The following is a 12,789-nucleotide window of genomic DNA, read 5'->3' as shown; positions in this document are numbered from 1 at the left end:
AGCCGGCCGCCGGGCCGGCCCGGGGCGCCCGGTCAGCCGGTCAGCACCACCTGCAGCTCCGAGCGGCGACGCTCGGCCAGGTCGGTGAGCAGCGCCGGCGCCTCGTCCAGCGGCACCACCGCGGAGACGAGATGCTTGCGGATCTGGTCGCCGTACTGGCGCAGCAGCTCCACCGTCTCCGCGGAGAGCCGCTCCCGGTCCCAGGTCGGGGCCAGCCCGCGCGGCACCCGGCCGATCTGCGCGCAGCGCAGCGACAGTCCGTTGTGGTGGAACTCCTCGCCGAGCCGGACCGCGTCCGCGCCGCCCTGGTAGAACGCCAGGTCGATCACCGTGCCCTGGGGCCGCAGCAGCCGCAGCGCGAGCTGCAACGCCCAGTCCTGGCCGCGGCACTGGAAGACCACGTCCGCGCCGCGGTCCCCGGCGGTATGGTTCCACCGCGTCTTGAGCACCATGGCCGGGTCGTCCGCCTCCGGGTCGAGCGTCTCCAGGCCGAGCGCCTCGGCCACCTGCCGGCGGGCCGGGGTGGGGTCCACCACGACCACCGAGGCGGCCCCGTGGCGGCGCGCGAACAGCGCGGTGAGCAGCGCGACCACGCCGCTGCCGACCACCGCCACCCGGCGGCCACGGACCCCGTCGCCCAGCGTCCGGACGTCGGTGCCGCACAGGTCGGCGGCGGCGTGCAGCAGACCGTTGGCGCAGATCGGCCCCATGTGCGCCACGTAGACGCCGAGCAGCGGATCGAGGTCGTCGGGCAGCGGCACGAACCGTTCGGCGACCGGATCGGCCACCCAGCCGCTGCGGTGCCCGTACGTCATCGCGCCGACCGTGCCCACCGCGACCGCCGGGGTCCGGCTCTCCACCACGCGGCCGACCTGCATGTAGCCGAGCCGGGTCACCGGGTACGGGGTGCTCGCCTCGCCCGGCTGGAACAGGCCGAGACCGGCGTTCCAGGTGACGTGCAGGTACGGGTTGGTGCCCTTGACGTAGCTCAGCTCGGTGCCGGCGGAGACGCCGCTGTAGAGCGTCTCCACCCGGAACGTGCCCTCGCGCAGCTCGGGCGCGTCTTGCTCGACCAGCTCGACCCGGCCCGGGCCGCTGACCACCACCACCCGGTCACGCATCGACGGTCACCCCCGCGTCGGCCACCGCGGCGGTGAGCCGGGCCGCCGGGCCGGTCGGCAGCGCCACCGGCCGGCCGGTCCGCGCCGACTCGGCCACCGCGAGCGCCAGCCGTTGGGTGCGCAACGCCTCGGCGTACGGGACGCGGACGTCGTCGCCGACGCCGCGGACCGCGTCGACGAACGCCCGGTCGACGGCGACCCGCGCGTCGTCCGGGTCGGCGGGCACGTGCCGCTCGCCGTCGGCGTCGGAGATCGTCAGGCCGTCCTCGGCCAGCGACAACGCCAGCCCGTCGGCGAGGATCTCCAGGCCGGCCCGGTGCTTCCAGGTGAGCACGCAGGCCGCGGCGAGCGTGCCGACCGCGCCGGAGGCGAACCGCAGCGTGGCCGCGGTCACCGAGTCGATGTCGGCGCCGTCGACCGGCGGCGGGGTGCCGTCGCCGTACGCGGTCACCTCGGTGACCTCGCCGACCAGCACCCGGATCAGGTCGAGCACGTGCGCGGCCTGCTCCACCACCGGACCACCGGACCGCTCCCGCCGCGCCCACCAGGCCACCGGCGGCACCTTGTCCAGCCAGGCCCCGTTGACCATCCGCACCGGACGGTCGGCGAGCAGCCGCCGGGCCTCCTCCACCACGCGCAGGTAGCGCCAGTGGTGGCCGACGCCGGTGCGCAGCCCGCGCTGCTCCACCAGCGCGGCGACCCGCTCGGCCGTCTCCAGGTCGACCGCGACCGGCTTCTCCACGAACATCGGCACGCCGGCGGCGATCACCGCCTCCTCGGCCGGGCCGTGCGCGAACGGCGGCACGCAGACGTACACCGCGTCCGGGCCGGCGGCGAGCAGCTCGGCCACGTCGGCGAAGACCCGGCCGCCGTACGTGCCGGCGAGCGCCTCCGCCGCCTCCGGCGCGACATCCGTCACGCCGAGTAGTTCCACGTCCTCGAAGCCCGTGAGCACCCGGGCGTGGCGTTGCGCCACCCCACCGGCTCCGACCAGTCCCACCCGCATCCTGCCGCCCTCTCGACGTGACTGAAAGACTGCGGACAGCACTCCCCCCGGCGGTGACGCGGCAAACGCGACCTCGCGCGCAACGTGACGTTCATCCCCGTGATCACACCATTGGGCAGGATCGGTTAGCGCGGGTCCGGAACTGGGAAACACATACTTGCGATTCCGCAACCAATGGGGGGTGCCCGTGCGGGAGTCAGATTCGATCGTCTCACCTGTGGTGGAGGCGTGGGCCACGTACCGCACCAGTGCGGCCGACGACTGGACGGCCGACCGGCTGGTCCGGGCCAAGGGAACCAGCCGGGTCAGCGTGGTGCTGCCGGCGCGTAACGAGGAGGCCACGGTCGGCGCGATCGTGTCGACCATCCGCGAGCACCTGATGGACCGTGTGCCGCTCGTCGACGAGCTGATCGTGGTGGACTCCCGGTCCACCGACCGGACGGCCCAGGTGGCCCGCGCGGCCGGCGCCGAGGTGGTGGGGCAGGACGCGATGACGCGCGGGTTGCCGCGGCTCACCGGCAAGGGCGACGCGCTGTGGGCCGGGCTGGCCGCGGCCGAGGGGGACGTGGTCGCGTTCGTCGACGCCGACCTGCGCGAGTTCCGGCCGCACTTCGTCACCGGGCTGCTCGGGCCGCTGCTCACCGACCCCAGCGTGGAGTTCGTCAAGGGCTTCTACCACCGGCCGCTGGTCGGTGCCACCGGGGTCGAGCCCGACGGTGGCGGCCGGGTGACGGAGCTGATGGCCCGGCCGCTGCTCAACCTGTTCTGGCCGGAGCTGGCCGGCTTCGTGCAGCCGCTGGCCGGCGAGTACGCGGGCCGCCGCACCGTGCTGGAACGGGTGCCGTTCGTCACCGGGTACGGCGTCGAGACGGCGATGCTCATCGACCTGCTGGAGCTGGTCGGGCTGGACGCGCTGGCCCAGGTCGACCTGGGCGAGCGCAAGCACCGGCACCAGGACACCGCCGCGCTGGGCCGGATGTCGGCGCAGATCATGCTGACCGCCTGGTCCCGGCTCCAGCGGCGCGGCTGGGCGGCGCCCGGGACGATGCCGACCCCGCTGCTCACCCAGTTCCGTCGGGGCGGCTCGGAGGCGCTGCCCAACCTGGACCGGGAGATCGTGGTCAACGACGTCTCGGTCGAGGAACGCCCGCCGCTGGCCCAGTTGCGGCACCGCGTCCCGCGCCGCCGGGTCGCCGCGTGATTCCGACAGCCGAGAGAAGAGGCAGCGCATGACGCTCACCGTGCTGATGAACGCCGGGCCGTGGCTGTCCGTGCCACCGCCCGGGTACGGCGGGATCGAGAACGTGGTGGCCACGCTGGTGCCGGAGCTGCGCCGCCTCGGCGTCCGGGTGGTGCTCGCCTCGGTGGAGAGCAGCACGCTGCCGGTCGACGAGAAGATCGCGGTCTTCCCGGACGGGCAGTTCCACGCGTTGCAGCGGCCGTACAACCAGGTCTGCGGCGTGTCCCAGGCGCACCTGGCGCATGTGGTGCGGGCGGTGCACGCCCGCGACGACATCGACCTGGTGCACGACCACGTGGAGGCGGTCGGGCTGGCCACGCTGGCCGCGATGGGCCCGGACGCGCCGCCGGTGCTGCACACCCTGCACTGGGACCTGGCCAAGCATCCGGAGCTGTACGGCAACCTCGACGGCGGTGACCGGGTGCGGGTCAACGGGGTGTCGGCCTCGCAGCTCGCCCGCGCTCCCCGCGCGCTGCGGGAGCACTCGGTCGGCCACGTGCACCTGTCCACCCCGCTGGCGGTCGACGCGGACCGCCGTCCGGGGACGCCCAAGGGCGACCACGTGGTGATCCTCGGCCGGATCAACCCGGGGAAGGGGCAGGACCTTGGCGCCCGGCTGGCCCGGGAGGCCGGCTTCCGGCTGGTGCTGGCCGGCCCGGTCGGGCCGTACCACCGCCCGGAGGACCTGGCCGCGGCCGGCGACGAGGCGCGGCAGAACCCGGACGTGCGGTTCTTCCACGACCACGTCGCCCCGTACGTCGACGGTGACCGGGTGCGCTGGGTCGGCACGGTGGCCGGGCAGGAGCGCGACGACCTGGTCGCTTCCGCGCGCGCGTCGTTGTTCCCGCTGCGCTGGGAGGAGCCGGGCGGCACGGCGGTGGTCGAGTCCCTGTCGCTGGGCACGCCGGTGGTGGCCACCTCGCGGGGCTGCCTGCCGGAGCTGATCGAGCACGGCCGCACCGGCCTGCTCACCGCCGACGAGGACGAGCTGGGCGACCTGGTGCTCGCCGCCGGCCGGCTGGACGCCGACGAGTGCCGGCGCGAGGCGGCCGACCGGTTCACCCCGGCCCGGATGGCCGAGCGTTACGTCGCGCTCTACGACCGGGTCCGCCAGGGCGCCGCACGACCGTTGCAGCCCGCCTGATCGACGGCACCCCCGCCGGCCCGGCCGCCCTCCCGTGGCCGGGCCGGCGTTTGCCGCCGGCAGGCCCGCGTGGCCCGGCCTTCGGCGCGGGTCGGTCGGCGTGGCCCGGCCTTCGGCGCGGGTGGGTCGGCGTGGCCCGGCCTTCGGCGCGGGTCGGTCGGCGTGGCCCGGCCTTCGGCGCGGGTCGGTCGGCGTGGCCCGGCCTTCGGCGCGGGTCGGTCGGCGTGGCCCGGCCTTCGGCGCGGGTCGGTCGGCGTGGCCCGGCCTTCGGCGCGGGTGGGTCGGCGTGGCCCGGCCTTCGGCGCGGGTGGGTCGGCGTTTGCCGCCGGTGGGCTGGGGAAACCGTCGGCTTCCCCGCGGTGGCGAGGAGGCCGGCGTGACGAACTCGATGGCGCACTCCCGGGCGCGGCGCAACCCGGCCGACGGCCGGGCGCCGGTGCGCCGGGCCGCCTCCGGCGTCGCGGTGCTCCTGCTGCTGCTCGGCGTGCTGGGCTTCGTGCCGGGCGTCACCAGTTCCTTCGCCGACCTGCGGTTCGCCGGTCCGGCGTCCGGCGCCCGACTGCTCGGGCTGTTCCAGGTGTCGGTGGTGCAGAACGTCGTCCACCTGGCGTTCGGCGTCGCCGGCCTGCTGCTGTCCCGGACGGTCCCCGGCGCCCGGGCGTTCCTGCTCGGCGGCGGCGCGGTCTACCTGGTGCTCTGGCTGTTCGGCCTGGCCGTCGACCGGCGTACCGAGGCGAACGTGCTGGCGGTGAACGGCGCCGACACATGGCTGCACCTGCTGCTGGGCGCCGCCATGCTGACGCTGGCCCTGCTCGCCTCCCGCCGCAACCACCACCGCTGACCCCACCCACCCCCAACGCCCCCCACGCAGATTCACGGAAAGAGGGGCTATCCGGCGTCGGATAGCCCCTCTTTCCGTGAATCTGCAGCCCGCTGGGCGGCGGGCGGCGGTGCGCTGCTGGCGTGAGCTGCGACGGGACGCGCCGGATGGCCGGTTTCGGTGGTTCGGACGGCGGGTACGTCGGTAGCCTCCCGACGAGTTGGAAACGAGGGCCCGATGTCGACCCGGATCAGGTGCGAGGTCCGCGACGAGTCCCCGGTCACCGTCGTACGGCTGGCCGGGCTGCTCGACCTGGGCACGATGCGTGCGGTGCACGAGGTGCTGGACCGCTGCCTCGCCGCGCAACCGGACGCGCTCGTGGTCGACCTTCAGGAGATCGACGTCACCGACCCGCTGGCGCTGTCCGTGTTCGCGGCGGCGGCCCGGCGGGCGGCCGACTGGCCGGCGGTGCCGATGGTGCTCTCCGCCCCGCCCCGGGAGACCGCCGCCTGGCTGAACGAGACCACCGCCTGCCGGGTGGTGCCGGTGCGCCGGGACTGCGCGGAGGCGACGGCGCTGGCCGGCACCGCTGCGGCGCCCCGGCTGCGGGCCCGGCTGGAGCCGGTCGCCGGGGCCTGCCGGCGGGCCCGGGAGCTGGTCACCGAGGCGTGCGGCCGGTGGAACGTGCCGGAGCTGGCCGGGCCGGCCTCGCTGGTGCTCAGCGAGCTGGTCGGCAACGTGGTCCGGCACGCCGGCACGCCGATGCACGTCACGCTGACGCTGCGCCGACCGTACCTGCGGGTGGCGGTGATGGACGGCAGCCCCGCCGAGGCGTACGCGGCGACCGGCCGTGATCCCCGCGCGGAGGGCGGCCGGGGGCTGATGCTGGTGCGGGAGCTGACCCAGCGCTGGGGCAGCACGCCGGTCGGCGCCGGCAAGGTCGTCTGGGCCATGCTCCCGGCGAACTGACCGAATTCTCCGCTCTCGCCTGGTTTCATGGGCAGAGGGGACGGGTACGCGCGCCCGTCCTGTCTGTCGTCACCTGGGGTGAGATGCCATGCCCAAGCGAGTAGTCACGGATCCGGCACACGACCGCGGGCCGGCGATCCTCGCGCCGGCCCGGTTCGGCGGATATCCCGGCCCGGTCCGGGAGGCGGTGAAGGGCAACTCGCTGTGGCGGTTGCTGCGCACCACCGACGCCAAGTTGATCGGCCTGCTCTACCTGGCCACGTCGTTCGCGTACTTCATCATCGGCGGCTTCATGGCGATGCTGATCCGCGCCGAGCTGGCCCGGCCGGGGATGCAACTGCTCTCCCCCGAGCAGTACAACCAGATGTTCACCATGCACGGCACGATCATGCTGCTGCTGTTCGCGACGCCGATGGTGTTCGGGTTCGGCAACTACCTGGTGCCGTTGCAGATCGGCGCGCCGGACGTGGCGTTCCCCCGGCTCAACGCGTTCGCGTACTGGCTCTACTTCTTCGGCGCGGCCATCACGGTGGGCGGGTTCTTCACGCCGCAGGGCTCGGCGGACTTCGGCTGGACCGCGTACACGCCGCTGAGCACCGCGCAGCACTCGCCGGGTGTGGGCGCGAACATGTGGGTGGTCGGGCTGGCCGTCTCCGGTCTGGGCACGATCCTCGGCGCGGTCAACATGATCACCACGATCCTGACCCTCCGCGCGCCCGGCATGACCATGTTCCGGATGCCGATCTTCACCTGGAACCTGCTGCTCACCAGCGTGCTGGTGATCTTCGTGTTCCCGCTGCTGGCGGCCGCGCTGTTCGCGCTCGCCTCGGACCGGATCCTGCACTCGCACGTCTACGATCCGACCACCGGCGGGCCGATGCTGTGGCAGCACCTGTTCTGGTTCTTCGGGCACCCCGAGGTCTACATCATCGCGCTGCCGTTCTTCGGCATCATCACCGAGATCATCCCGGTCTTCTCCCGCAAGCCGATCTTCGGCTACACCGGGCTGGTGCTCGCCACGCTCGCCATCACGGTGCTGTCGATGGCGGTCTGGGCGCACCACATGTTCGCCACCGGCCAGGTGCTGCTGCCGTTCTTCAGCATCCTGAGCTACCTGATCGCGGTGCCGACCGGGGTGAAGTTCTTCAACTGGATCGGCACCATGTGGAAGGGACAGCTCACGTTCGAGACGCCGATGCTGTTCGCCGTCGGCTTCCTGGTCACGTTCCTGCTCGGCGGCCTGACCGGCGTGCTGCTGGCCAGCCCGCCGGTCGACTTCCACGTCACCGACTCGTACTTCGTGGTGGCGCACTTCCACTACGTGCTCTTCGGCACCATCGTGTTCGCCGCGTTCGGCGGCATCTACTTCTGGTTCCCGAAGATGACCGGCCGGCTGCTCGACGAGCGGCTGGGCAAGATGCACTTCTGGACCATGTTCCTCGGCTTCCACGCCACGTTCCTGGTGCAGCACTGGCTCGGCAACGAGGGCATGCCCCGCCGGTACGCCGACTACCTGCCCGGCGACGGCTTCACCGGGCTCAACGAGATCTCCACCGTCGGGTCGTTCGTGCTCGGCGCGTCGACGCTGTTCTTCATCTACAACGTCTGGAAGTCCTGGCGGTACGGCGCGATGGTCACCGTGGACGACCCGTGGGGGTTCGGCAACTCGCTGGAGTGGGCCACCACCTGCCCGCCGCCGCTGCGCAACTTCGACCGGATGCCCCGGATCCGCTCGGAACGGCCGGCGTTCGACGCCAAGTACGGCCCGCTCGTCTCCGACCTCGGCCGCGACCTGCCGCAGCGCACCACCAAGCCGCCGCAGAGTCTCGCCGAGGAGTTCCACCACGTGCGGTACGCGAAGGAGTCGCCGGCCGCCGAGGGCGCGCACGGGGCCCGGGAGGCCGTCGAGTACCAGCCCGCGCCGCAGTCCGGCGCCCGGCCGGTGGACGTGCCGGAGCCCGAGGACGTACGCCGCCCCAGCTTCGAGGAGACCGACGAGCCGGAGGAGACGACCCTCGGCGCCCCGCGCGAGGACCAGCCGAACGAAAGGTGGCGGCACCCGCGCGGGCACGGCGACACCCCGGAGAACTGAAAGGAGGGGCCCCCTGTTAACGCCTCCGGCAGAGCAGGGGGCCCCGCTTAACACCACGGATGCCGCGCACCGTGCCGGCCCGTCGTCGTCGACGGGCCGGCGTGTGGCGTACGGCGGCTCAGTCGGCGGCGGGCAGGCCGGCGGCGGTGAGCGAGCGGCGCACCGCGGGCTGCACCCGGGTCAGCCGCAACGGCACCCCGGTCCGGGCGGCGGCGTCCCGGCCGGCCATCAGCGCGGCGATCCCGCCGGCGTCGAAGCCGCCCGCGCCCACCAGGTCGACCACCACTTCGCGGGGTTGCCCGGTGACCGCCTCCAGCACCGCCCGGCGCAGCTGGTCCGCGCCGGCCCGGTCCACCTCGCCGCCGACCTCGACGACCACCCGGTCGCCGTTCTGCCGCACCGAGATCCGGGACCTGGCCGGCTCCGCCTCGGCCGTGCCGTTCTGCCAGGGCTGCGGGGCGTCGGCGAGCATCGCCTGGCGCAGCCAGGTCAGCGCCCGGGACAGCAACCGGGACACGTGCATCTGGGAGATGCCGAACCGGGCCGCGATCTCGGCCTGGGTCTGGTTGCCGTAGAAGCGCATGGCGAGGATCCGCCGCTCCCGCCAGGGCAGTCGGTGCAGCAGGCCGCTGACCGTGACCCGGTCGTCGACCGACTCCAGCGCGTTGTCGGACTCGCCGACCAGGTCCCCGAACTCGGCCGAGCTCTCGCCACCGACCGGCGCGTTGAGCGAGGCCGGGCTGTAGCCGGCCGCCGACTCCAGCGCGGCGAGGATCTCCTCCTCCGGCGTCTCCAGCCGCTCGGCCAGCTCGGCGACCGACGGGGCCCGGGACAGCTCGCTGGTCAGCGTCGCGGTCGCCTGCCCCACCTCGAGGATCAGGTCGCGCAGCCGGCGTGGCACGTGCACGCCCCAGGTGCGGTCGCGGAAGTGTCGTTTGATCTCACCGACGATGGTGATCGCCGCGTACGCGGTGAACGAGCCGCGCTCCGGGTCGTACCGGTCGACGGCGTTGACCAGGCCGAGGCGGGCGACCTGTTCCAGGTCCTCCAACGGCTCCCCGCGACCCCGGTACCGGCGGGCCAGCCGCCCGGCGAACGGCAACGCGAAGCGGACCAGGTCGTCCCGTGCCTCCTGCCGCCGCTCGGGTGGCAGCCCCTCGATCCGGGCCGCGTACGCGAGCGCCGCCGCGTCGAGGTCCTCCAGACCCCGGTCGGTGGTCGGTGGGGTGGGTGTGGTGGTCTGTCCGAACATCCGCGCCTCCCTCGCCGAAGATCCCCCGCCCGGCCGGAACCGGTTGCGCACGTGGTCAAGCCACGTCCCGGGTGAGGAAGTTGGTTACGTGACGGATACGTCGGAAGCGGTGGCTGCCCGCCGCGCGGCGTCGTGGCCGGGTCGCGGCGAGCGGTCTTCCCGCTCCGTAGGTACTCAATCACGGACCGTCGGTTCGCGAGGATGTTTCGCCAGGTTGGCCGGCGGGCCGTGCCCGTCGGCGTGGTGGCCCGCGCTCAGCAGACCAGCAGGCCCTGGTGGGCGCCCGCGTCCCGGAGCGCGGCGAGCGCCTCCGCCATCGGCATCGGCGGCGGCGCGGGCAGGTCACAGGGCTGGTTGCGCAACACCTCCGTGGCACGTCGGGTCGGTACCGAGGTGACCGGGTATCCGCGGGCCGTGCCCCGGTCCAGGGCGCGCCGCCGGCGCCCGAAGCCGGCCACCGCCAGCCACTGGGACAGGCCGGCGAGCGCCGGCGAACGCAGGCCGGGCGGTTCCGGCAGCACGTCCACCGAGCTGAACGGCTCACTGCCGGCGAGCCACCACTCGGCGCCCTGCACCCGACGCCGGGTGGCGTTCTCGCACCAGTAGGGCACCAGGCCGGCGCGCAGCACCTGTCCCGGGTCGAGCAGCCGGCCGCACTCCACCACCAGCCGGTCCCCGGTCTTGCCGGCCCGGCGCAGCCAGCGTCGGTAGAGGTCCGCGGTGGCCGCGCTCAGCGCGTCCGGCTGCGGCACGACCACCCGGTGCAGCGGGTGGCCCCGGGTGTCGCCCCACTCCCGGGCGCCGTGCTCGAAACCGGACTCCACGCCGTGTTCGGCGAACGCCCCCGACGCCGTGACCTCCGGGGCGCGCCAGCGCGTCTCGTCACCGCCGGCCGCGCGCAGCACGTGGCGCAGCGCCGGGGCGTCCGGGTGGAAGTCGACCGGGTCGAGGCCGCTGGCCGGGCAGCCGGCCTGGAAGCTGTGGCCGCCGCCGTCGTCCCGCACCGGCCACGTACGCGCGTCGTGCAACAGCAGCACGGGCGCGGCCGGCTCCAGCCGGTCGGCCAGGAACCGCGCGTACGCCTCGGGCAGGGTCCGCCAGCGGACCGCGAGCGTGACCGCGGCGCCGACCGCCACGCCCCGGCTGGCCGGGCAGTGCACCTGCCGCACGTGCACCCGGGGGTTGCCGGCGAGCAGCCGGCCGGCCAGCGCGGCACCGTGGTCGAGCGCGGCGTCCGGGCGGTCCACCGCGCCCCGGCCCCACTGCCCGGCGAGTTCGAAGCCGGCGGGCAGCCAGGGCACGCCGAGCACCACCGCGAGGTGGGCCGCGGCACCGTGCGGCGAGCCGAGCACCGCCCCGGGCCAGCGCCGGCCCGGGTACTGGGCGACGAACCAGTCGGCCACCCGCTCGGCGTCGACGCGGGTGACCTGGGCGGCGGTGAGCGCCGCCCGACCGGCCGCGCGGCCGGCGGCGACGCGCCGTACCGCCTCCGGGGCCCCGCCGAGCCGGGACAGCGAGCCGGCGTGACCGAGGTCGCCGCAGTCGTCGCCGCGCAGCGCCCGGGCCGTCGCGGCGACCAGGATCCGGGCCGCGCTGCCCGCCGCGACCGCCCGGTCACCGGGCAACGTGGTCCCGGCCGCCGGTCCGCGCTCGACTCGTTCGCTCACCACGCGGGCCGGCTTCCCGTCCGTCTGGGGTCTAAACGGGTCATCTCCCCACGCGCCGGACCAATCCCCGGTCGGGTGCCGTCGCGCCGCTCCCCCGCCGCCACGGGCGCAACGGCACGCCGGGTGCGGGTTTGGGCCGCGGCGGGACGGGCACTGCACCGCGCATGCCCGACGACCAGAGCGCCCCGGCGGCGACCATCACCCCGTACCGGGACGGACCGCTGCTGGTGCGCGGCGACTTCGCGCTGGTCACGCCGGAGGGCGAGCCGATCGCGGCGCGCCGGGGCACGGTGGCGCTGTGCCGCTGCGGCAAGAGCGCGATCAAGCCGTTCTGCGACGGCACCCACAAGGTCGCCGACTTCCGCGCCCCCTGATCCACGCGGATGGCTCAGGCGGCGGCCAGGGCGGCGGTGGCCGGCCGCAGCGACGAACGCCCCGCCGACCAGGCGGACAGCAGGTGGGTGGCGAAGAGACGGTCCAGCGCCAGCGCGGCGGCGGCCCCGAACAGCACGTCCCCGGCGAGCGCCGGCTCCGCGCGGACCAGCCCGCCGCACAGGTCGTACGCCGCGATCTGCTCGTGCACCGCGTCCGCCTCGACGTGCTCGTCGTAGAAGCGGGTGGCGACGGCGTCGAAGCCCAGCCGGCGCAACCCGTTACCGTACCGGCGGTTCGGCAGCGACGAGGTCATCTCGTACGCGGCCAGGTGGCCGAGCAGCGCCCCGCGCAGCCGCCGGTGCAGCCCGAACAGCGACATCAGGTTGTTGAGCGCCAGTGTCACCGCCGGCACCCGGTCCAGGTGGGCGGCGTAGCCGGTGTCCAGGCCGAGCCGGTCCATGGTGGCGCGGAACAGCTCCGCGTGCATCCGGTCCAGCCGGCCGTTGCCGTACTCGTCCATCTGGATCTCGACGAGCGCCGCCTTCGCCGGGCCGCCGAGCCGGGGCAACGCCCAGCTGTGCGGGTCGGCCTCCCGGAGGTGGTAGATCGAGCGGTGCGCGACGAACTCGCGGAACTGCGCCAGGTCGGCACGGCGTTGCAGGGTGGCGGCGAGCGCGGGACCGTCGTCCGCGGCCACCACGTCGATCAGCGTCGCCGGCAGGGCGGCCGGCAGCACCGCCGGCAGTGGCCCGGCCAGCTCCCGCAGCGCCGCCTCGAACGGACGCTCCGCCCGGGCCCGCAGCGCCAGCAGGGACGGCTCCCACTCCCACTCGTCGGTCACGCCCCGCCACCCGCGGTAGTGCAGCTCGTAGCAGAGGAAGAGGGTGAGCTGGAGATCCTCGTCGGTCAGCGACGCCGCCGTCTCGTCGAACCGGTCGCCCAACCCGGCCGGCAACGCGCCGGGCGAGCCGCGCAGCGCGGTGAGCAGCGCGGCCGAGACCGGCCCGCGGGCCGCCGGCAGCGGGGCGGGACCGTAGCGACGATCGGTGACGATGGACAAGCGGGACCTCCCGGGGACCGGCGAACGCCTGGTCGCAGTGCCC

Annotated in this window: 11 protein-coding genes; 6 read left to right on the top strand and 5 right to left on the bottom strand. The window is 74.6% G+C overall.

Annotation, left to right across the window (positions count from 1 at the left end; translation table 11 throughout):
• Positions 1-32 precede the first annotated feature (32 nt).
• A complete protein-coding gene (locus tag OG767_RS15190; RefSeq protein ID WP_405093997.1) occupies positions 33-1,121 on the bottom strand; it encodes a zinc-binding dehydrogenase in 1,089 nt (362 codons plus the stop codon).
• On the bottom strand, positions 1,114-2,127 hold the full coding sequence (locus tag OG767_RS15185; RefSeq protein ID WP_405093996.1) for a Gfo/Idh/MocA family protein: 1,014 nt from the start codon (positions 2,125-2,127) through the stop codon (positions 1,114-1,116). Before OG767_RS15185 ends, OG767_RS15190 begins: the two co-directional genes overlap by 8 nt.
• 220 nt (positions 2,128-2,347) lie before the next feature.
• On the opposite strand from OG767_RS15185, the gene OG767_RS15180 reads away from it, so the two are divergent.
• The 5 genes from OG767_RS15180 to ctaD all read left to right on the top strand — a co-directional run bounded on the left by OG767_RS15180 (position 2,348) and on the right by ctaD (position 8,392).
• Entirely contained in the window at positions 2,348-3,328 is a 981-nt protein-coding gene (locus OG767_RS15180; RefSeq protein WP_405094224.1) for a glucosyl-3-phosphoglycerate synthase, read from the top strand.
• A gap of 28 nt (positions 3,329-3,356) precedes the next feature.
• Positions 3,357-4,511, top strand: a complete 1,155-nt coding sequence (locus tag OG767_RS15175; protein ID WP_405093995.1) for a glycosyltransferase — start codon at positions 3,357-3,359, stop codon at positions 4,509-4,511.
• Between the two features lie 388 nt (positions 4,512-4,899).
• Complete coding sequence (locus tag OG767_RS15170) at positions 4,900-5,352, top strand: DUF4383 domain-containing protein (protein WP_405094223.1); 453 nt, start codon at positions 4,900-4,902, stop codon at positions 5,350-5,352.
• A gap of 216 nt (positions 5,353-5,568) precedes the next feature.
• The gene (locus OG767_RS15165; protein WP_405093994.1) at positions 5,569-6,300 is read left to right on the top strand and encodes an ATP-binding protein; all 732 of its coding nucleotides are present in this window, start codon (positions 5,569-5,571) and stop codon (positions 6,298-6,300) included.
• 88 nt (positions 6,301-6,388) lie between these two features.
• Positions 6,389-8,392: a cytochrome c oxidase subunit I gene (gene ctaD, locus OG767_RS15160; RefSeq protein WP_405093993.1), complete on the top strand. Its 2,004-nt coding sequence runs from the start codon at positions 6,389-6,391 to the stop codon at positions 8,390-8,392.
• Between the two features lie 118 nt (positions 8,393-8,510).
• Here ctaD and OG767_RS15155 read toward each other — a convergent pair whose 3' ends face one another.
• Together OG767_RS15155 and OG767_RS15150 are read right to left on the bottom strand one after the other, a co-directional pair.
• Positions 8,511-9,644, bottom strand: a complete 1,134-nt coding sequence (locus OG767_RS15155) for a SigB/SigF/SigG family RNA polymerase sigma factor (RefSeq protein ID WP_405093992.1) — start codon at positions 9,642-9,644, stop codon at positions 8,511-8,513.
• A 254-nt stretch (positions 9,645-9,898) separates the two neighbouring features.
• Entirely contained in the window at positions 9,899-11,314 is a 1,416-nt protein-coding gene (locus tag OG767_RS15150) for a hypothetical protein (RefSeq protein WP_405093991.1), read from the bottom strand.
• Positions 11,315-11,475: 161 nt separating this feature from the next.
• On the opposite strand from OG767_RS15150, the gene OG767_RS15145 reads away from it, so the two are divergent.
• Positions 11,476-11,685: a CDGSH iron-sulfur domain-containing protein gene (locus tag OG767_RS15145; protein ID WP_405093990.1), complete on the top strand. Its 210-nt coding sequence runs from the start codon at positions 11,476-11,478 to the stop codon at positions 11,683-11,685.
• A 14-nt stretch (positions 11,686-11,699) separates the two neighbouring features.
• Here the strand turns inward: OG767_RS15145 and OG767_RS15140 are convergent, their stop codons facing one another.
• Positions 11,700-12,746: an iron-containing redox enzyme family protein gene (locus OG767_RS15140; RefSeq protein ID WP_405093989.1), complete on the bottom strand. Its 1,047-nt coding sequence runs from the start codon at positions 12,744-12,746 to the stop codon at positions 11,700-11,702.
• Between the last annotated feature and the right edge of the window lie 43 nt (positions 12,747-12,789).

This window comes from Micromonospora sp. NBC_01392, assembly GCF_045040125.1.
Classification (GTDB): domain Bacteria; phylum Actinomycetota; class Actinomycetes; order Mycobacteriales; family Micromonosporaceae; genus Micromonospora.
The sequence above is the reverse complement of the archived record's forward strand: the minus strand, read 5'-3'. Positions and strand labels throughout refer to the sequence as shown.